Here is a 20,973-nt window from a genome sequence, read left to right as displayed (position 1 = left end):
ATGACTCGCACTCTCTTTATTGGACTCGATGGTGCTACCTTCACAGTTCTGGATAATATCACCTCTGATTTGCCAGAAATTGGCGTAACGATGCCTTTTCTGAAACAGTTTATAGAAACAGGAGTACGGGCAAAATTGCGCTCAACTCCCAATCCTTTGACCCCGCCAGCTTGGGTTTCCATTATGACGGGAAGAACTCCGGGAAGTCATGGAGTTTATGACTTTGTGCGCTACGAAGATAAAGGTCAGGATGTTTATTTCACCTTGTATGATTCGCGGGATATTCGTACAGAAACAATCTGGTCAATGGCAAGTCGTCAAAATCGCACCGCTGTAGCTTTAAACTTTCCATTTACAGCACCCCCGCGCCCGATTTCCGGTTCTCTCGTTCCTGGTTTTGTCCCCTGGAAACATCTGCGTCGCAACACAACACCACCTGAATTGTACGACCGACTCAAAGAAATTCCAGATTTCGATCCCAAAGAGTTGGCGTGGGACTTTGAAAAAGAAAATCAAACTCTAACCTACATGAGTACAGATGACCTGGAAAATTGGGTTAAATATCATATTATTCGGGAGGAACAGTGGTTCCGGGTGGCGGAGAAACTGCTAACCGAAGATAGTCCCGATTTGATGGCAGTTTTGTTTGATGGTACCGACAAACTTCAGCATCAAGTTTGGGAATTCCTCGATCCTGGGATATACCCCACACACAACACACCTTGGCAGCAACAAATGCGGAAGTCTTGCTTGGAATATTTCCGCCGCTTAGATGGTTATATTCAGCGACTTGTAGAAATTGCGGGGCCAGATGCTCAAGTTTTCATGGCATCGGATCATGGCTTTACAGCAACTACAGAAGTTGTTCGCATCAATGCCTTTTTGCATGAAAAAGGTTATCTGACTTGGAGAAAAGTGGATAACTCTGACGCGGAAAAGAGACGGGAAGCCAGCAACTTTGCTAACTTAGATTGGGAAGAAACCTTAGCTTACTGTCCAACTCCTTCTAGCAATGGGATTGCAATTCGCGTTGCTAAAAAGCCGGGAGAACCTGGAATAAAACCCGAAGAGTATGAAAGTTTCCGGGAAAAACTAATTCAAGACTTGGAAAATTTCAAAGACGAAAACACGGGAGAACGGATTATCCAAGCCATTTATAAGCGCGAAGATGTATATTCGGGGGATGCTCTTTTAGAAGCACCCGATTTAACTTTAGTTTTGCGCGATTATGGCTTTGTTTCTATTAACAATGTCTTACCTCCCGTGGAACCCCGGAAATCACCCCAAGGAACTCATCATCCTGATGGCATTTTCCTGGCGGGAGGGAAAGGTATCAAGGGTGGGTTTGAAGCTGAGCGACATAATGTTGCAGATGTTCCTGCCACTTTGTTGTATAGTTTAGGCTTAGAGATTCCCTCGGATCTGGAGGGATTGGTTGCCAAGAGCTTCTTTACTGACGAGTGTTTGGAGTCAAAACCAGTAGTTACAGGTGCTACAACGGCAAGCGATCGCTCTCCAGAAGTCGATAATCAGTCTGGGAATATTACCGAGGATGAAAAAGATAAAATCCTCGCTCAACTACAAATGCTTGGCTACCTGGAGTAGAAATTGCCTGTCGCTCACCTAAAAGCAGTCGATTTAAACTATCTTCAACTCCCTCAAAAGTTGTCCCCTCTCGATTCTCCTTTAAACCCCCTTTATCAAGGGGAGCAAGGGATAGAGGGGGAGCAAGATAGTCAAAACGACATCCCAAGCAACCTAGTTATGGTGCATGGGTTGGCGACAAATTTGGCTTTTTGGTATCATCTGGCACTAGAGCTGAGTGTTACCCATCCGGTGACACTCTTCGATCTGCGCGGACACGGACGGAGTTCCATGCCTGAAAATGGCTATACTCCCCAGCAAATGGCTGAGGATTTAAGGGAATTATTAGATTATTTGGGAATAGAAACCGCTCATTTAATGGCGCACAGCTTTGGTGGTTCTGTCATCTTAGATTTTGCTTGTGCCTATCCAGAGCGTGTAGAAAGTTTAATTCTGGTAGATGTACGCTTGAGAGTGTTGCAGCCGAGGCAGAGGTTGCGCGACTGGCCCCGTTGGAAAAGGACACAACGAATTTTAAACCGGATTGGTGTTGAACTGGATGAAGACGATCCAGAATCTGGGTATCAAATACTCGAAGCGATCGCGCGATTGCAGATGAGATTACCAAAAGGGAAACATCGCCTCCGCAAATTATTATCAAAATTGGTGCCAGAAAATAGTCAACGCACTGCATCACGCTGGCTAAAGTTATTAGAAACAACTTCGGCACGGCGCGATTTGAAAAATATTGAAGGTATTAGTTTAGAGCAATTGCAACAAATAAACAAACCTACATTAGCGATTTATGGTGAATCTTCGCCCACACTTCCAACTGCTAATGCTTTAAAAGAAGTATGGACTCACGCACATTTCGAGTTTGTTCCTCTTGCTGGACATTTTTTTCCAGTATCTCAACCGCAAGCATTAATAGCATCAGTAGAAAGCTTTTTAAAGCAACTTAATTATTTAGACAATGCCTGTTAGTACCGAAATGAGAATTTTTAATCCAGAACCAAAACCAGGGCTGAAAGAATCCAACTTTCGCAAGATTTGTCAGAACGGTTTTGGAGACTTAAATAATTGCTACGCTCATGCGATCGCGTGGTTCAAAGACCATCTCTATGTTGGGACTTCCCGCGCCAATCTCTGTCTCATCAAAGCCGGGATGCCTCATGTAAAAATTGGCGTTTGGCCTGTTGAGTGTCCCTATCCAGTTTATTCCCCAGAGTTTGAGCAAAATCAGGCACGAGGGGAAATCTGGCGCTATAGTCCAGTTTTAGAACAGTGGGAGCGCGTTCATCAAGCTCCGATGGTTATCGGCAGTGAGGGAGATGAAATTAGCCGCGAACTTGGCTATCGGGCGATGGTGGTGTTCCAGGGAGAATCGGACACTGAGCCTGTACTTTATCTGGCCAATTGGTCGCGATCGCGCGGGGAAGGCGCTCTAATTTTACGCAGTGAAGATGGCAAAAACTTTCTCCCCGTATCCCAGCCTGGTTTAATAGGTTTAAAATTCACAAGTACACGCTTGCTCGTACCTTTTAAAGGCAAATTATTTACCGCACCAACAGGTTCTGCTGGAGGTAAACATAATATTTCTGGTGTCCCATTTATTTGTGAAAGCCGCGATCCAGCTAAGGGTGAATGGCAAATAGTAAATGAACCCGGATTTGGAGATCCAAGTAATCAAGCTATTTTCGAGTTAGTCGGATTTGGCGATTATCTATATGCTGGAACCGCCAACAACAATGGTTTTCAAATATGGCGTACTTTGGCAGAAGGAGAACCGCCCTATGAATGGACAAAGGTAATCTCAGATGGTGCTGGTCGTGGCAGTTTAAATCAAATCACGGTCAGCATGGTAGTTTTTAATGATGCTTTATATGTAGGCACTGGTATTCAAGGCGGCGGCTACGATCAGCAGAATAAAATAGGGCCAGCCGCCGCTGAAATTATCAGGCTGCATCACGATGGCTCCTGGGAACTAATTGTAGGAAATCCCCGTGAAGGAAAACAGCATCTAAGCGGCTTTTATCCGGGATTTAATAATTATTTCGGGGGCTACATCTGGAAGATGAGTATCCATGATGGCTGGCTTTATGCAGGCACTATGGATTGGACTATCTTCCTCCGCTACACCAATTTTGAGGGTAAAACTCAGAGGCTATTTAGTTTCCTAAAGCGGGTAGGAGTAGAAAATATTATTGAGCATCAAGGCGGCTTTGACCTGTGGCGAACCTACGATGGAGAAAATTGGCTACCAGTCACCCGCCAAGGATTCCAAAATCCATATAACTATGGAGTTCGCAACATCGTTTCTACGCCTCATGGCGTTTTTATCGGCACAGCTAATCCCTTCGGCCCAAAAGTAGCTACGAAGGTAAGTGATGAGTGGGAATGGACTTACACAGATAACCCAAATAGTGGTCTTGAGGTGTGGCAAGGAAAATAAAATTAGTCATATCAAATCTGGTTAATTATCCACAATTAAGAGGAAACCGAGATTCCACCCCCAACCCTTAGAAAGCAAGCCAACCAGAGAGCCGGAGCCGCAGGCGAAGACCGGGGCGGGATTCTTTTATTATGGGCCATCAACCGATTTTGATATTATTAGTCATTAATTATTAGTTGTATGCTGAATTAGCTAAATGACCCATCCTGACATAAATCTCTCTTTGATTATCAGAAAACGACTTTCTGCCATGAAGTAATCTTGTGTTATCTATCATCAAGATATCTCCCTCTTGCCATGCAATCGGGAGAGTCAATTTATCAGTAACGTCTTTGAGTTCAAAGATTACGTCATCAGGAATTTTTAAACCGTCTTCAAACCTAACAATACTCGATTGCAAACCCTGGACGTATTCCTGAGCAATTACTGGCAAGATGTTATTGATGAAAGCTTTATGTTTCCCGCTTTCAGTAATCGCATAAGTAACAAATTCAGTGGTAATTGAGTGGTCTTTTTCATCTACCTTCAGGTATGTATCGTTTTCTTGGCAGATTCTTTTAACTATATTCAAATCATCAGTTTTATATATTTCTTGCCACATGAATTTCGGATAGCTGCGAATATATTTCAACCGTTTTGTGTGAAATAATTCTTTTGTGGAATCACTCAATTTCTGATAAACCTGGATTCCATCACATACTGTTGTTTCACCACCACTCAAGGGGGGAGTAGCACAATAAAACCACAGCAGACTTGGTTTATTCTTGGTATAGTACATTTCCCCATGCAGAGGCACTGCATATCTCAGATTTGCCCCGGTTACTGATAAAACAGTTTTGTCGCCGTTAATTGCCTCTCTTTGGTTATAAGCACCGCCGATATAGGGCATGAATTCTGTGCTGAGTGAGGCGGTGAATTTTTTAAATTGTTCAGTGTCTGTATCAAATCCTCTGAGCAACAAAAATCCAGAAGATTTGAATAATTTAATAATTTGCTCTTTATCTAAATTACATACATTAGTCTCGCTTTCATGGTATATCATCGAGCCAAAGCTTTCGGAAATAGGCACTGTTTTCATGTCCATAACCTCTTATGGTTTATCAGTACAGCCAACAACACGCTTTGTATTTACTTACCTAACCAAACTTCCACATCGTGGGTTTTAGGCTTCGATGGATTGTCGGTATTCTGGAGATTTGTTTTACCTAAAACAGTAACTAATCCCAACGGAGTAGTTACTACAGTATAGATTTCTATATCACGGCGATCGCTTAATGGTTCCAGACGGATCGGTTCCCATATTTCACCATCTTCTGTAGCCCAAAGCTGAAAACCACCTTTTCCTTGAGTTCCCACATACAAACAGTCATTATGAACAGTCATAAACTGGAGCGTACAATTGTGAGAATCATCGAATCCCGCGCCCATAACTGATAAGGGAACTTTCAAACCATCGGGAGTAAACTTGGGTGCGCCAACAATCAAATCCCAGCTATCATCGGGATAAATCCGAATAATTTCCGGGGCAGTAATGGGAATATCATTACCTCTGTCGTAACTATCCGCAGGCATTCCACTGGCAAAATACAAATTGCCTTGGAAAACAACCATAGAAGATACACATGAGTTAAAGGCATACCCGCGCGCACCATCAGAAATGATTTGTTTCCAAGTATAGGATGTTTGATTGGTATCCTGGGTTTTCCAGATTTGAAAGCCTGTTTCGGGATTTACAGTTCCTGCGTACAGGCAATTGTTGAACGTCACTATTTGAGAAACGGCTTGATTGTCTAAATTATCGAACCCTGGAAGATTGACTGCTTGCCATTTGCCTGTTTCAGGGTCATCACAGGCGCAGATGAGGTTTTTTGCCGTATTGTCTGCGGGAATCGCGTACAGCCGATTCTGGAATGGCAGGAGGCGACGAAATGACAGGACATGGTTGTCTAGCTGGGGTTCAGGGAGGGTATGAAAAGTCTTGCCATCCTCTGAATGTAGAAGTTGCGAACTAGAGGGAGAAAGCAAGCTAACGATTAGCGAATGTGTTTCCTCCAAAAATGCGATCGCTAACGGTATGCCCGAAGCGCTATTACCACTCCCAACACCTTTATAATTATTTTCTCCTTCTAATGCTCCTGCATATACTTCTTCCCAACTATCATTTTCTGAGTCGTAGCGCAATATTTTCCCATTGTATGATTTTTTACCAGCCTCGCATATTCTCGCTAAGTACAGGCGATCTTGGAACGCAGCCATCGAACAGGTAGCGATGCTCCCTAGTCCGTCTATATTAACTGGACTAATATTTTTCAACTGCTGGGCGGTCATTAAAGACACCTTAGACATTTCTTTCCTTTCTGGGTTAATAACACGCTAGCGATAGCCTAGTTGCTTGGCAAAGTTGATAAGTTTTTCAGCAAACTCATCGTCCACAATATCTTTTAACTCTCCTTTTTCCAGTTCATCTTTCAGCGAAGGTTCCCGAATTTTTCCCGGACGTAGGGCTGGACTATGCATAAATTTTACGTCATTACCCCCGCGAGCCATAATCGGGCCAACCCTGGCGTAGGGAGAATTTTCCGGATGCTTCATTGCTTCAATTGCTTCGCTGTCTGTTCGCAAGCCCAGCCAATCAGCTATTTGTGGTAAATACAAATCTGGCTCAGATAGTACATCTTCCCCTTTAATCCGTATACTCTGACCCAAAGGCAGAGTATTACAGAAATTCATAATATTTCGGTGGGTATTAAACCAAAATCTTAAAGGATCTAGCTTTATCCCAGAGGAAGGATCTACCTTTGTTGCTTTTCGTTTGCGTTCCACCATCTCTATAATTGACTTCCTAGCTGATATTGGATGGCGGGTGAGATGCAAATAATTAGCTGTTGGAAAGCAAGAATAGGCACGTTCAATAAATTGTCGTGTTACAACTGTAATTGGACTTTTTTCTACGCCGATTTGCGGGCTAATCTTCTCCAGCATATAGTCATACAGTTTTTTTACAGGCCAATCCCGCCGCTCATCCAACCACAGTCTAGCTTTGAGAACAGTTGATGTTGTTTGAGCCCCGCTATGAATTTCTGCTATTGTTCGCAGTAATCCTGGTGGACCTTCAGGTCTGCGTCTGGTTTCGTGGTGCTTGATAACCTCATCGATAGTATCGCCTACAAAGAGGTGGAGTTCCGGGAAACCATACAACTGCGGATGTTGTCCAATCATTGTGGACACAACTGATGAAAAGGAACGGGGCGGTGAGAGTATAATGAACAGTTGAGACATTTGTAATAATTTGCAGATTTTTGTTTTGTAGTAATTGGCTTTGATGCCTGCTGTACTATATTTTAATCAGACATAAAGTATTTATTTACGGATTTTCATACGGAAATAATCATTTATTTCCTGCAATTGGCTAGTATTAACTATTGAATGCAGAATCAAGCGCAAACAATTTGTTTGCAGATGAAGCTTTAAATGCTTAAAAAATTCATTTTGACCCTTCTTGGTGTTGACTTTGTATAACTGAGTGCAGTCTATCGATGATATTATCTTGAAGTTTATCTAATTCCAAGTGCATCTCTTCAAGGATTGAGCGCATCCAATTATAGCGGTATTGCAATTCTTTTCTGCGTTGTTCAAGTTGCTCTAGCGGTAAGACGCTGAGATTGGATTCAGCATTACCCAATAATTGCTGTATAGTTTTTACAAAATCAGCAGAGGAAACATTTTCGGGAAGCCTATTGTGGCTGATTCCTAATATTGGCTGCAAGGTTGAATTAGTTGTTTCAGGCTGAGTTTGCTGCTTGTTGGCTGCCTTCTTTTTCTTTTTGGCATCTCGCTTAGCTTTGGTTAAATGCAAATACATTTCTAGTATTTTGGTATCTTCACCAAGCTCTGATGTTTCAGATTGCTTTTGTTCGGGTTCCGCTGGCAAAGCGGCTGCTTTTTTAGCTTTTCTAGTTTGTTTAAGCTCTACCAAAGATTTTACAAGTGCTTCATCTTCACCAAGATCGGATATTTGTTGAGCGATATCCGCACCTCTAGCTATGTCTACTTGAAAATCTCTTAGCTTCAAGAGGGTACGCATAAATGGATCGCCATGATCCTCGGTTTTTTTCTGATTTATATCAAAGCGTCTAGCTTCTCCACGACGATTTCGGAGACGCTGTAAAATCTCTTGGCGCTTTTCGTCAGATATTGCCTGATTTTGAGTCATGGATGAAACATACTAGATGTCTGAGCTATCGGGTTCATTCTCATGGAATGAGCTTTACCCAGTTTTTACAATATAACCTATTACTCTCGTAGAGTATAAAAAGGTTATTTATCGGTAAAAATTACCTAGAAGCGATCGCTTTTAACAGAGCAGAGGTCATTTGATATGTTAGCCCCCCAGCCTGTCTTCATTCTTGCATCTCCACGTTCCTTTACATCTTTAGTCTGTGCCATGCTCGGTCAGCATCCCGAAGCCTATGGAGTTCCAGAACTTAATTTGTTCGTTACTGATACTCTAGAACAATTCTTACAGCGAATGAGTGGTTTTCGCCGATTTCAGTTGCATGGCTTATTGCGAACTGTTGCTCAGCTCTACGCTGGCGAACAATCCCTCTATTCTATTGAAATGGCTCATCGCTGGATTTCCACACGCCTCGACCATAGTGTAGGCGAAGTTTACAGGGAACTGTGCGAAAAAGTTGCGCCTCTGCGGATTATCGATAAAAGTCCTGTGTACGCTGCAAACCGGGCTACTCTAAATCGCATCCGCAAAACTTTTCCCGATGCTTACTACTTGCACCTCGTTCGCCATCCGAGAACCCAAGGACAATCGTTGATGAATGTGCGGGGTGGTCAGATTATGGCTGTCATGTTTAATTCTGTTGATCGTTCCACCAATCCACCAACTGTCGATCCACAGTACAACTGGTACAGAATGCAGTCTACCATTTTAGATTTTTTGAGCGATATTCCCCCCCAACAAAAAATGCACGTATGTGGGGAAACTCTTTTAAATGATCCTAAATTATATTTGGAAAAAATATGTAGGTGGTTAAATTTTAGCTGGAATGAAACAATTCTTGAGGCAATGTTGCACCCTGAAAATTCTCCCTATGCAACATTAGGCCCTTATGGCGCTCACTTGGGGAATGACCCTAACTTTTTGAAGTCACCCGCTTTTCGTTACCAAAGTGTAGTACCTAGTCAACTGGATGGTTCCTTGCCCTGGCGTGAAGACGGTAAAGGATTCATCCCTGAAGTTGTAAAGTTAGCCCAAGAATTGGGTTATAGTTAATCACCATTTAACAATGGTTTGCCTATCCATGCCCACCAAATCTAGCAATGGCAAGCTAAAGCCCACCGTTGTACCTACAAAATCTAATTTGAATAAAGCTAACATGAGCAGGCTAACACCATTAATCTACATGGATTTGCTGCTGGTGGGAATACTGTCATCTTTCGTAGCTAATCAGGTAGCCAACGCCCAAACCGCCACCGATACTCCCTCCATCTTCGGTACCCGTCTAGGAGTAGGCTACGCCACCGAAGGTACTGGCTATGATGACTTTGCTAGCTTTTTTGGCTTCATTCCCCTGCTGCAAAGTTCCGGGAACAGCCTTACTTTCTTGGAAGGACAGCTACTCTTATCAACACCTAATAGAACTCTTGGCGGAAACGTCTTGCTGGGACACCGCTTTTACAGTGCTTCTAATAATCGCATCTTTGGCGGTTACATCTCCTACGACAACCGCAACACGGGAAACGCAGTTTTTAACCAACTCGGCGCGGGTTTTGAGACTTTAGGGGAAGTTTGGGATTTTCGTGCCAACGCTTACATCCCGGTGGGAGATACGCGCCACCTGGTAGAAGAAAGCGTTTTCAATGTAAATTCGGTGCTTTCCGATACCTTTTTTGCCGGAAACTTTTTAAACTTTGCGGGGGAGACTTCGCGTCAAATTAATCGCCGTGTTGAAGTTGCAATGACGGGATTTGATGTCGAGGTAGGTGCAACAATAGCGCGTTTGGGTGAAACGGGTGATATCCGGGGTTATGCTGGGCTTTACTATTACAATGCTCTGGGTAGCGATGAAATTCTCGGCTGGCGCACCCGCTTAGAAGTTCGCCCAACTGATACTTTGAGCTTGGGTTTGTCAGTTCAAGATGATGCGAATTTTGGTAGTAATGTTATTTTGAGCGTGGCGGCAAATTCCCCTGGAAATCGTTCTAGAGGTAGTACCTCCAAAAATCGGGTGCTGGCACGCATGGGGGAGTCGGTAGCGCGTCAAGCCAACATCGTTGTAGATAAACAATTTGAATCTGAGTTGTCAAAGGAAAGTTTCACTGTTTTAGCAACAAATCCCAAAACTAACGAACCGTACTTTTTTCAACACGTCAAACTGGGGACATTTGGGGGAGATGGCACGTTTGAGCGTCCGTTTGGCACGGTGCAAGATGCCCTGAATGTTGCCAAGTCTGAGAATATTGTTTACCTACAACCACGTAAAAATCCTGGAATTAGTAGCTTTACTCTGCCGAACAGGGTGACGTTGCTATCGACTGGTCCGGTGCAAAGGCTGGATACCATACAACGGCTGGGTGCGGTGTTGCCGCTTTCTGGTGCTGGAGTGCTGCCAAAAGTTACGGGTTCTGTGGCTTTGGCTGGCAATCAAACCCTTTCCGGATTGGAGATAGACACCAAGAGCGAACGTGGCATCGTGGGGATTAACACCAGCAACTTGACTATTCGAGATAATGTTATTACTACTGGTAACTTGGGCCCGGCTAAAATTAAAAATTCTCTAAGTGAAGGAATCTATTTAGAAAACGTTACAGGCACTGTTGCGATCGCTAACAACGTCGTTAAATACACTGGCTCTAATACAGTTCTAAGCCACATCTTCTTCCGAAATAATCAAGGACAGGTTGATCTGACTATTTCCAACAACACGATTGTAGGCAATCCTCTCTCTAACTCTGACGCAATTGAAGTCAACATTTGCCGTAATATTTGGGGATCAGATCCATTTTTTAGCCCCTGTAGAGAGTCTAGTCAAGCAACAGTCCAAATTTTAAACAACACTCTTACCAATATCGGCAATCCTAATGCTGTTCCTAGAGAGACAGGGGATGGTATTGATATTAATTTAGGTAGCTATGGCAAAACAGATTTTACGATTAGTGGCAACACCATTCAAGAAGTTGGTGATAGAGGCATCGGCTATGGAACTAGCGGTACTGCTCAATCAACAGCCACTATATCTAACAATGAGATTAGCAACTATTATCGAGATGCTATAGGAATGTACGCCCGCGATACGGCAAAAGTAAAGATGAGGATTTACAACAACAAGTTATCTAACAATAATTTTGAGGACAGTACCGGATTTCAATCAAAAACGCAACAAAGCGGTCAACTTCAGGTAACGATGGACTCGAATAATATTGAAAATGTTGGAACTAATGCAGTTGAACTTATTAGTAGAGATAACTCCCAGACCTTAGCTAATATTCAGTTTAACTACGTACCAACTGATGGTTTTAAGGTGGAGGCGAGCAATCAAGCCAAGATTTGCTTGCAACCGCGCAATAACACCAGCAAGTTAGGCTTTAATCTGGAGCAAAGCGATTTTTCAACGTTACAGGTTGAAAGCACTCTATTGGAAACAAACACTGGCACTATCAATCAGACAGGTACTATCACCAATATTCCTCAAGGAGCTTGTGGCTTTCCTTGAGTCAAGAAAAGCCATTCTCCAAGAGAACCAATCACTTCTTAAATAGTGTGACTTGACCCCCACCACTACTTGGTAGCCTATCCCTACGTGGAAACGCATCTCTATTGCTACGTGGGAACGTATCTCTATTGCTATTTAGGGGTGAATCCATATTGCCACCTGGAAGCGCATCAGACTGGAGAAACTGCTTAGCGGCATTGTCCTGTTTGAGGTAACTATCCCAGAAAGCAATACTGGCACTTTGGAGATAAGTGTGAATATTGTCAATAGTCTCCCTATCTTGCATGAGTCCACGCCTACCACCTGGTTTATAGTCGTTATAGGACGAGTGGTAGGCATCTTGGAATAAGAGGTAATACTTATTACCAGCAGGCATATTCTTGAAAGGTTCCATCCTCCAATCGTCGCCTCTTTCATTACTACCGCTAACAATCATTACAGGAGCGGTGATTCTATCCCAAGAGCGCTCATCTAACCCACCTCTACCAGTTCCCGCTGGAGATATAGCCAAAAACGCACGGACACGGGGGTCTCGGAAACTAACGTCTTTTCTCTGGGCTGTGTCCACCATCTGTCCTGCCATCCATAGGGCTGAGTATGCGCCAAATGAGTGGCCAGCGACACCGATGCGAGCGCGATCTATTTTCCCTCGCAACTGGGGAATTTTCCCTTCTAATGCTTGCAGAGAGTCTATGACAAACGATACGTCTTGAGGGCGATACTCTAAAGGTTGGGCATTATCTTCGGTTTCCCGCAAGAAAGATGAATCACTGTGAGACGGATGGATGGAGATGTATCCCTGACTAGCCCAGAATTCGCCTAAGTATGAGAAGCCCTCCTTGGAGCCACCTCCCCCATGAGAAAAGATAATTACAGGGAATGGTCCTTGCCCTTGAGGATAGTAAACCTTAACAGGAAGTTGTCGCTTGCGCCGACTGTCGAATAGAGAGAGGTCGTCTGCGACTCCAACGGTATAGGAACCAAGATTAGGTTTGTACAGAGACTGAGTAGGTATACTCTGATTGCTTGGAGTGAACGTTGGCTGATCAAAAACAGGTCGCTGACGCGGGAAAGGTCGCGAACAAGCAGGTAGGGCAAAGCCTATAGGTAAAACTATCATCGCAGCTATAACTAAAGTGGAAGTTTTACGCAGTAGCAAGAAGCCGACGATTTTCCTAGTTACTCTGTCCATCACAAAAGCGAATCTCCTGTAATTATGGTAATAAGTTTTGCCAATTACAAAAACCCAGCTAAGAGGGAACTAAAAACTCTTAAAGTTGGTGAAGCCGAGTAGTAATAAGAGGCACTGTAATGCCTGCGGGATAACACTGAGTTAGATAGATGATGCTTGGCATACATCTTTACATCAAGACTTATGCCATTATAAGTATGTTCCAACGGAAGCGGTATCGTTTTTTTGTGGATTAAAAACCAATACGGTTCACTTAAAGCTAAAAATCTAAACTCTATGTAGCTTGGCCGCTTGGATGCGAAACCCAACAAAACTCCAGATTTCATCCAACGCCGCTTCGTTTGAGTGAATCTTAGCTGTAACTTCCACTTTACGGATTTCTACCGCCCCTGATTCTGGCTTAAGATATTTCAGGACTGCCAGATTTACATTTTGCACCTTTTTCGGGAAATATAGAACGTCTCTATAAATTAAATTTTACGATTTCTTTAGGACTGCTATACATGGTTTGAATATCACAATTGTGAGGGGAGAGAATTTAGTTGCAGTTGTATCTATTCAATAAACTGAATGAACCGCACTTGTGGTTGCGATAGATGACTTTAGTGAGCAAATTTAACTTCAATGTCTTGCATCTGTCGCCAAGCTAAACCACAAGGTCTGCCATACTTTTCCTGAACGCGATCGCTTGCAATTTTCAGGGCTGAACGCAATCGCTCAACAAAGTCATCAATATCGTAGTCACTGTTAGGTGTGAAATAGCCTTTGACAACTTAAGAACGGGAATAGCAGGTTTCCGGATAACCATCAGTCCATTGATGAAAGCGGATTTCAGCCATAGGATGTTATAAGTCGCTGATAGTGGTGCAGGTGCATTCTTGCAGATTTTTCCCAAGAAAGATTCTCTCCATCAACCAGTAGCTTATGGAAAGCCCAGCTTGACCAGCTCCTACAACAACGGAATAGTGCGTTTTCATTGGCTCACTTATCGCTTAATTGCTCGAATGTATTGCCAGACTAAGTGTTAGATAAGGAGGTGTCTTGTATCTCTGAATACGGAAAGTTTAAGTCTAAGGATAGGGCTAGCCGCAGCGATCGCGCTGCCTCAAACTTTACTAAGCAGCCATCAGAACACTATCTAAATCGATAGATGATGAGTTTTGGGGAGAGCGCGCTCTCCCCTAATAGATTAAATTGATGGTAAGACGTTCGTCAACCAAATTGTAGAGCAATTCGATCAAGCGCAACAAACACAAGCATGAATCGCTTCGTCATCAACAATGAGACAATTTAATAAGCGGAAGATGTTTGTGAAGATTTTAGTCTAATTGGCTTTTAGTATACATCATCCAGAAAGTTTCAGGATAATCATCCTTTAAGGAATGTTATGTGCGAAGTATCTGAATAATTCCTTGCTCAGGGCTTTTATCAGGAAAATTCAGCATAATGAATAGTTAGGCTCCTTGATTTGTCTGGTGGCAGGGTACTTTGAGATTCCCTGTTAGTATTCAAGGTAAAGTTAGGTTGCGGTACATAGTATATGTCTATTGAAGCTGACGAGGTTTCTTTAAATGGGTAAAGGGAAAACGTATGAGCTTGATGTGGCAAGCCTCCTTCAGCAATTACTAGATCAAGGAGAGTTAGGAATTCATCCTGAACAAGCTAGAATTCAACATAAGCCAGCATATTACTCTCGTGATCGAATGAAAGACATACTCTTTGATGTATCGATTGAAGTATGTCGAAGAGGTGCATCTACACCTTTCTGGATTTGGATTTGGGAATGCAAAAACTATAGTCACACCATTCCAGTTGATGATGTTGAAGAATTTCACGCCAAGCTCAATCAGGTCGGGGCTGATCGAACGAAGGGCACAATGATTACTCCGATTGGATTTGATGAGGGTGCATATGAATTTGCACGTTCAAAAGGAATTGGTTTATGGCGTTGGATTCCTAAAGATACTCCTGTAATTCGTCTGGATACTGGCTCTGAGTTATGGTCACAAGAGAGTATTCTGTATGGGCTGATGACGGAAATCACACCTGGATTGCCAGATGGTGAATTTATTTACGGCTTGACGACTAATGGACAATTGACTACAAAACGTTCTGAGTTGATTTCGTTAGAGTTCATGGATGCTCAGAGTAATGCTAGTTTACAGTAGGCGCAGCCGCTTATTCTATTATTATGGTATTCAGCGCTTGCCCGACTTAATAAGACAGTTGCAGTCGCAGGATACGAGGTATCTTTGCCAAAACAGGATTTTTTGTTACCTGGGTGTACCACTGAACGGCAAGACATTATGCGTAGTTTAATCTAGTCCTTTTGGGAGATGCCAATGAATAAAGGATGTGAAAAGTTAAGTATTCTTTTGGAAGAACAAAATTGGAAAGAAGCTGACCAAGAGACAGCTAGGCTAGTTAATAACTTAGATGTGCGAACAATAAAGGAACTATCCATTGAGAAATTGGAATTTATTGATGGTCTTTGGCAGCAACATAGCAGCAATAAGTTTGGTTTTGAGGCTCAAAGACGAGTGTTAAACCGTGCCTTTGTAGACAGTAGAGTTACACCTGAAACTTGCCGCAACGACTATGAACCGTGCAGAGATAATCAGGATTATCAAGACTGCCTCGCTCAACGCAAAAAAAAGTTTGCAACCTATTCAGGTTGGTTTGATGCAAATCAATGGATTACGGATATCGATTACAGTCAATATGTGATTAACAAGCCGGAGGGGTATCTGCCACTGTATGGAAAGATGCCTGTAAGTTTGTTTCAAATTCACGTTCTTCCTGAAGATAAAAGACTTATTCCTCTGTTGTGGCAATTATTGCTATATTTCAGAGCTTGGCAGGTGTGATAAGTCACTAAGCTGCCTAACAAACGCCTGCACCGGGCTGACTGTTTACTCTTAGCTTGGTTTGGATGCTATCTGCCGCCAGTGATGCTTGCCATTAAACTACTGAATCCAGCCATTGACAATCGCATGATGCAGTGCTTAATAACGAGTTTGAGTTTTGAGCTTTTTAAGAATGTTATTGATGTGAAATTTGACGGTACTCTCGCTGATCATGAGACGATTGGTGATGTCGCGATCGCGCTGTCTAAAACTCTGCCAAGTAGCCATCAAACCCCTATCTAAATCGGTAGGTTCTGGATTTTGTGATAGTAGAACGATATTCTATTTTAGGGTAAGTTGAGGTAGGAAACCGCCTGCAACTCTTTGAGAAGACTTGAAGAGGTTGTGAGTGAAGGGTTTAGAGGTTAAAGTATTGTCAGTAGGGCGATCGCAGGGTGAGACAATTGAATTAAGTGAAAGACGTAGGGAAGATTTCGATAACTTTCTGAATATGCCTGCAAAACTCTCTGGGCCATACCAACCTTTTCTTCTTCGTATTCTGCATGGGTTTACTGGTCTTTTCGTAATTGCCGCGATTTTGACCGCATTCTGGACATACGATGTCTACGACGGACGATGGGGAAGAATTCCCTTGCCTGAATTAAAGGAAATAGAAGGAATTCATGGCACCTTTGGGCTATATGCTTTACTGGTATTCCCTCTATTTGCTCTATACGCTTTCCATCGTGGACACAAAAGACTTATCCAGCAGGATTTTGTGGCAAAACTTGGAAAGTTGGGTACACCTATATGGTGGTATACGCTGCATCGAGTAATTAACACGCTTGCTATATTGGCACTGACTTTTGCGGTTTTCTCCGGGAAGATGATGGATGAAAAGTGGCTACCTAAGGGAGAGCTTAATCATGGCTGGTATTATGCTCACCTCATTTCATGGGTGGTGATGGTTGTCTGCATCGCCTTGCATCTGTTAATGAGTGCCAAGGTAGGAGGAATTCCCCTTCTCTTGTCAATATTAAGCTACCAATTCCGCCCTAAAGATAGTCCCGCTTTGTGGCGCGAAAATATTTTTCAATGGTGGAATGGTTTGCAACCTACTTTAGCTAAAGAGTGGTTGAAGCTGTCCTTTCCTCTGAAAGTTTTAGAGATTATTGTGTTGATGAGCATAACGGGTGCTTGGATTGTTTCACTCTTTAAGTAGTCTGGTTAGCCTCCTGAATCCAGCCGTTTATGAGCGCTTGATGGAGTTGCTCATAACAAGTTTGAGCTTTTAAATTTGCACAGATGCTCGGATAGAGAAAGGTGTTTAAATCTATGGTTACGAGTTGAAGACTGCCAAATCTGCTTTTATTCCTGGTACTGCAAAGCTGTATCTAACACAATAAATTGTACAAAGCGTCTGCACAGCGTCTAAAAATTCTGGCTCTATACCATAGTGGGTAAAAGTTTCCATAACTCCAATTGCTCTATCTTTAATCGCTAGGGGATACCCAGCAAACCCAGGAATATTATTAACTCTATTGAGGCGTAGAGTTAGACCTAGCTTTGTATCTGAAACTACAGAATTTGGGTTTTTTGATTGCCTAAAATTAACCTCATGAACCAGCTATGGTTCATGACTCAATAAAATCTCTCCCTTTGAATATAGCAGTCCTATTGGATTTACAAACTTGTGGTAAATTTGTACTAAACTCTTGATTGCGGCCTATACCTATGAAGAATTTTTTACTGGAACAACAACAAAAAGAAGAAAGAATAGGAATATTAACAAAATTTATTCAAAGCAATCCAGAGGCGAGGGAACTCAAACGGGCAATGGCTGTAAAAATGGCGCTACAGGGTGAAGTATACTCTAAAATTACCCAACTCTTGGGTATGAATAAGTCCTGTATCACTACTTGGAAGCAAAAATTTGAAGCTCAAGGGATAAATGGTATTAAGCTAGCTTATAAAGGGGCTAAGAGTTATTTAACACCAAAGCAAAGGGGGGAAGTTATAACTTGGTTAGAGACAAAGAAATATTGGGATTTAGATGAATTAGTTACCTATTTAGATGAACATTACGGCGTAATTTATCAATCAAGACAGAGCTATTATGACCTGCTATCAGATGCAGGTATTAGCTGGAAGAAGTCCCAGAAAGTCAACCCAAGTTACGACCCAGAGCTAGTAAAAAAAAAGAAAAAAGAAATTATTGATTTCTTAGAGCAGAATCAAGCTGAAATTGAGGCAGGACGACTGATTGTGTTTTTTGTAGATGAGTGTCATTTACTTGGAGATGACGTGTGCGGATATGTTTGGGGTAAGAGGGATATCCGAATTGAGATTCCCATAAAAAATACAAAGAAAAGGCAAACTTATTTCGGAGCCTTAAACTATCATACTAAAAAATTTATTATCCGCGAGTATCCGGCAGGAAATTCAGAAAACACGGTAAAGTTTATCAAAGATTTACGAAAAGAGTATCCTGAGACAAGAATTGCTTTAATTTGGGATGGAGCTAGTTATCATAAATCAGATGAAGTTAAAGATTTCTTAGCATCAGTCAACAATAATTATGAACCTACAGAGTGGCGAATTACTTGTATTGTATTTGCCCCCAATGCACCCGAACAAAATCCTGTAGAAGATATTTGGTTACAAACCAAGAATTTTTTGAGAAAATGTTGGCATCTCTGTAAATCGTTTTCTGTCGTTAAGTGGCTATTTAAGTTCTTTACCAATAACCAAAAATTTGATTTTCCTAAGGTGCATCAGTATGCACCTTGTTCTTAACTCATTTAGGACTGCTATAGCCACAATTTCCCCTCCCTTTCCCTTTGTGGAAGGGTGAAAGTTCTTGTGGGGGTATTTATTGTCAGTTGCAAACAAAAGATACCGATCATAGTAATAACTAAAACACAATTAATTTTTATGTAACTTTTTTAACAGTTTTTCCGAGCAGCTATAGCTAAATATAAAACCACAATACTGTAATCAGCGGGGCAAAGTTATGGTCAGCACTGTAGGCGAGAAGACCGTTGTACTCGGCGCGTGTCCTCACGATTGCCCCGACACCTGTGCGATGCTCATAACAGTAGAGAATGGTCAAGCCACATCAGTAAGTGGCAACCCAGACCATCCTTTTACACGGGGTACTCTCTGTGGCAAAGTCAGCGACTACCTTGACCGAGTTTACAGCCCAGACCGAGTGCTTTACCCGATGCGGCGGGTCGGCCCCAAAGGTAGCGGTCAATTTGAGCGTATTAGTTGGGACGCTGCCCTAGACGAGATTACCAGCCGTTTCCAAGAAATTATTGCCGAGTATGGAGCCGAGGCTATCCTCCCATGCAGCTATCTGGGCCACGAAGGACTTCTCAACGGTTTGACTGTTGGTGATGCCTTCTTCAACAGGCTAGGTGCTTCCATCAGCGAACGCACCTTCTGCATTTCTGGAACCAGCACCGCTTGGTTGATGACTTATGGTGCAACGCACGGTACTGACCCAGACACCTTTTCCCACTCTAAATACATTATCCTCTGGGGTTGCAATGTACTCTCTACCAACGTGCATTTGTGGCCGTTTATCAAGGAAGCAAGACAAAACGGCGCTAAGTTAGTTGTGATTGACCCAGTTCGGACAAAGACTGCAACGCAAGCAGATTGGCATATTCCGATTCGTCCCGGTACAGATGGTGCTTTTGCACTAGGGCTGATGCACGTCATCATCAACGAAAATTTAATTGATGCAGACTATGTAGAAAATTACACCGTTGGGTTTGCAGAACTCAAGGAAAGAGTTAGCGAATTTCCACCAGAACGAGTTGCTGAAATTACGGGTATTCCTGCTGGAGACATTGTAACTCTGGCTAGGGAATACGCCACAACACAGCCATCCGTTATTCGCCTGGGTGTTGCCCTTGAGAAGCAAGCTGGAGGCGGTCAAGGGATACGGGCAATTTGCTGTCTGCCTGCTTTAGTAGGTGCGTGGCGGCACTTGGGAGGTGGAATGCTACAGGCTCCTATGTGGCCTTTCCCCATCCGCTGGGAAGTGGTGCATCGCCCTGAGTTTATCAAGGCGGGTACGCGAGTGGTTAATCAGTGGCAGATTGGTCAAACTTTAACTGGAGAAATGAATCCACCTATTAAGGCTTTGTTTGTCTACAACTGCAACCCAGTGACCCAAGCAGCTGAACAGGACAAAATCGTGGCAGGTTTGTCCCGCGAGGATTTGTTTACTGTTGTCAGCGAGCAGTTTATGACAGATACCGCTGATTATGCAGACATTTTGCTGCCTGCTACTACTCAAGTTGAGAATTTGGATTTGATGTTTTCATGGGGACACACCTATGTAACTTTAAATATGCCAGCGATCGCGCCTTTAGGAGAAGCCATCCCAAATATCGAACTTTTCCGGCGCTTGGCAACTCGTATGGGGTTTGAGGAAGAGTGCTTTAAACTTAGCGATGAACAGATGGCAATGGAGGTTTTGGACTGGTCTGCACCTGCGCTAGATGGCATTGATATGGATTTGCTGAAAACTAAAGGGTTTGCCAAGTTGAAAATCGACTTGGTTCCTCACGCCGCTGGAAACTTCCCTACCCCTTCCGGGAAATGCGAGTTCCTGTCATCTATGGCTGTGGACAGCAACTATGTGTTACCAGCATTTCGCCAAGGCTGTGAAGAATTTCAACCTGGAATGCCAGTAGACCCGTTGCCTACCTATACTCCGCAGCGGGAGTCACCGATTAGCAATCCGACGCTAAAAGAGCGTTATCCTCTAAGTTTGTTATCAGCTAAACCGCATCAGTTTATTAATTCCTGCTTCGCCAATTTGCCTAAGCACCGCAAACTACAGAGAGAACCAAGGGTAATTGTCCATCCATCCGATGCCGCGGCTCGTGGTATCGTCGAGGGGCAGTTAGTGAAAGTGTTCAACGACCGGGGAGCGTTTCAGGTTCCGGCTCATGTTAGCGACATTACGCGACCGGGTGTAGTAGTTGCGCCTCTAGGTTACTGGCGCAAGCTTTCTCACGCAGCGAATACTGTAAATGCGGCAACTTCATCTGCTTTTGCTGATTTGGGTCGAGTGGCGGCGGTGGGAGATTCTTTGGTCGAAGTTGTGAGTGTTAACTGAGTTGTTTAACTTTATGCTGTCTTAGCCTATCTGCT

The 20,973-nt window shown here is 43.1% G+C and carries 17 protein-coding genes and 1 pseudogene; 10 read left to right on the top strand and 8 right to left on the bottom strand.

Annotation, left to right across the window (positions count from 1 at the left end):
- The 3 genes from H6F66_RS11840 to H6F66_RS11830 are packed head-to-tail and all read left to right on the top strand — an operon-like array spanning position 1 to position 4,036.
- Positions 1–1,605, top strand: coding sequence for an alkaline phosphatase family protein (locus H6F66_RS11840; protein ID WP_190421379.1), 1,605 nt, complete (start codon positions 1–3; stop codon positions 1,603–1,605).
- A gap of 3 nt (positions 1,606–1,608) precedes the next feature.
- The gene (locus H6F66_RS11835) at positions 1,609–2,568 is read left to right on the top strand and encodes an alpha/beta hydrolase (RefSeq protein ID WP_190421377.1); all 960 of its coding nucleotides are present in this window, start codon (positions 1,609–1,611) and stop codon (positions 2,566–2,568) included.
- A complete protein-coding gene (locus H6F66_RS11830; protein WP_199295330.1) occupies positions 2,558–4,036 on the top strand; it encodes a hypothetical protein in 1,479 nt (492 codons plus the stop codon). The genes H6F66_RS11835 and H6F66_RS11830 overlap by 11 nt, the downstream gene beginning before the upstream one ends.
- A 172-nt stretch (positions 4,037–4,208) precedes the next feature.
- Here the strand turns inward: H6F66_RS11830 and H6F66_RS11825 are convergent, their stop codons facing one another.
- From H6F66_RS11825 to H6F66_RS11810, 4 genes are all read right to left on the bottom strand, one after another.
- Positions 4,209–5,114, bottom strand: a complete 906-nt coding sequence (locus H6F66_RS11825) for a TauD/TfdA family dioxygenase (protein WP_190421375.1) — start codon at positions 5,112–5,114, stop codon at positions 4,209–4,211.
- Positions 5,115–5,164: 50 nt separating this feature from the next.
- Positions 5,165–6,382 carry a hypothetical protein gene (locus tag H6F66_RS11820; protein WP_190421373.1) on the bottom strand — a complete coding sequence of 406 codons (1,218 nt, stop codon included), beginning with the start codon at positions 6,380–6,382 and terminating at the stop codon, positions 5,165–5,167.
- Positions 6,383–6,409: 27 nt separating this feature from the next.
- On the bottom strand, positions 6,410–7,315 hold the full coding sequence (locus H6F66_RS11815; RefSeq protein WP_190421371.1) for a sulfotransferase: 906 nt from the start codon (positions 7,313–7,315) through the stop codon (positions 6,410–6,412).
- 205 nt (positions 7,316–7,520) lie between these two features.
- Complete coding sequence (locus H6F66_RS11810) at positions 7,521–8,108, bottom strand: hypothetical protein (RefSeq protein ID WP_190421369.1); 588 nt, start codon at positions 8,106–8,108, stop codon at positions 7,521–7,523.
- 306 nt (positions 8,109–8,414) lie between these two features.
- On the opposite strand from H6F66_RS11810, the gene H6F66_RS11805 reads away from it, so the two are divergent.
- Together H6F66_RS11805 and H6F66_RS11800 are read left to right on the top strand one after the other, a co-directional pair.
- The gene (locus H6F66_RS11805; protein ID WP_190421367.1) at positions 8,415–9,323 is read left to right on the top strand and encodes a sulfotransferase; all 909 of its coding nucleotides are present in this window, start codon (positions 8,415–8,417) and stop codon (positions 9,321–9,323) included.
- Positions 9,324–9,351: 28 nt separating this feature from the next.
- Positions 9,352–11,763 (top strand): inverse autotransporter beta domain-containing protein, encoded by a 2,412-nt coding sequence (locus tag H6F66_RS11800; protein ID WP_206755784.1) that lies wholly within the window; start codon positions 9,352–9,354, stop codon positions 11,761–11,763.
- A 31-nt stretch (positions 11,764–11,794) separates the two neighbouring features.
- Here H6F66_RS11800 and H6F66_RS11795 read toward each other — a convergent pair whose 3' ends face one another.
- The 3 genes from H6F66_RS11795 to H6F66_RS28885 form a co-directional block, all read right to left on the bottom strand.
- The gene (locus H6F66_RS11795) at positions 11,795–12,955 is read right to left on the bottom strand and encodes an alpha/beta fold hydrolase (RefSeq protein WP_242019247.1); all 1,161 of its coding nucleotides are present in this window, start codon (positions 12,953–12,955) and stop codon (positions 11,795–11,797) included.
- 267 nt (positions 12,956–13,222) lie between these two features.
- Entirely contained in the window at positions 13,223–13,393 is a 171-nt protein-coding gene (locus H6F66_RS11790; RefSeq protein WP_190421361.1) for a hypothetical protein, read from the bottom strand.
- Between the two features lie 407 nt (positions 13,394–13,800).
- On the bottom strand, positions 13,801–13,932 hold the full coding sequence (locus H6F66_RS28885; protein WP_277873938.1) for a hypothetical protein: 132 nt from the start codon (positions 13,930–13,932) through the stop codon (positions 13,801–13,803).
- Positions 13,933–14,526: 594 nt separating this feature from the next.
- Here H6F66_RS28885 and H6F66_RS11780 point away from each other — a divergent pair.
- On the top strand, positions 14,527–15,123 hold the full coding sequence (locus H6F66_RS11780) for a restriction endonuclease (RefSeq protein WP_190421359.1): 597 nt from the start codon (positions 14,527–14,529) through the stop codon (positions 15,121–15,123).
- A gap of 174 nt (positions 15,124–15,297) precedes the next feature.
- Entirely contained in the window at positions 15,298–15,822 is a 525-nt protein-coding gene (locus H6F66_RS11775; protein WP_190421357.1) for a GUN4 domain-containing protein, read from the top strand.
- Between the two features lie 138 nt (positions 15,823–15,960).
- Here H6F66_RS11775 and H6F66_RS28375 read toward each other — a convergent pair.
- Positions 15,961–16,062 (bottom strand): annotated as a pseudogene (locus H6F66_RS28375) (LuxR C-terminal-related transcriptional regulator); the annotation flags it as partial.
- 250 nt (positions 16,063–16,312) lie between these two features.
- Between H6F66_RS28375 and H6F66_RS11765 the strand changes: the two are divergent.
- The 3 genes from H6F66_RS11765 to H6F66_RS11755 all read left to right on the top strand — a co-directional run bounded on the left by H6F66_RS11765 (position 16,313) and on the right by H6F66_RS11755 (position 20,938).
- Positions 16,313–17,023 carry a cytochrome b/b6 domain-containing protein gene (locus tag H6F66_RS11765; RefSeq protein ID WP_190421440.1) on the top strand — a complete coding sequence of 237 codons (711 nt, stop codon included), beginning with the start codon at positions 16,313–16,315 and terminating at the stop codon, positions 17,021–17,023.
- A 512-nt stretch (positions 17,024–17,535) separates the two neighbouring features.
- Entirely contained in the window at positions 17,536–18,597 is a 1,062-nt protein-coding gene (locus H6F66_RS11760; RefSeq protein WP_199295329.1) for an IS630 family transposase, read from the top strand.
- Positions 18,598–18,814: 217 nt separating this feature from the next.
- Positions 18,815–20,938, top strand: a complete 2,124-nt coding sequence (locus H6F66_RS11755; protein WP_190421353.1) for a molybdopterin oxidoreductase family protein — start codon at positions 18,815–18,817, stop codon at positions 20,936–20,938.
- Positions 20,939–20,973: the final 35 nt, after the last annotated feature.

This window comes from Trichocoleus sp. FACHB-6 (assembly GCF_014695815.1).
Taxonomy (GTDB): Bacteria; Cyanobacteriota; Cyanobacteriia; order Cyanobacteriales; family FACHB-T130; genus Funiculus; species Funiculus sociatus.
This window is presented reverse-complemented; position numbering and strand designations above follow the sequence as displayed.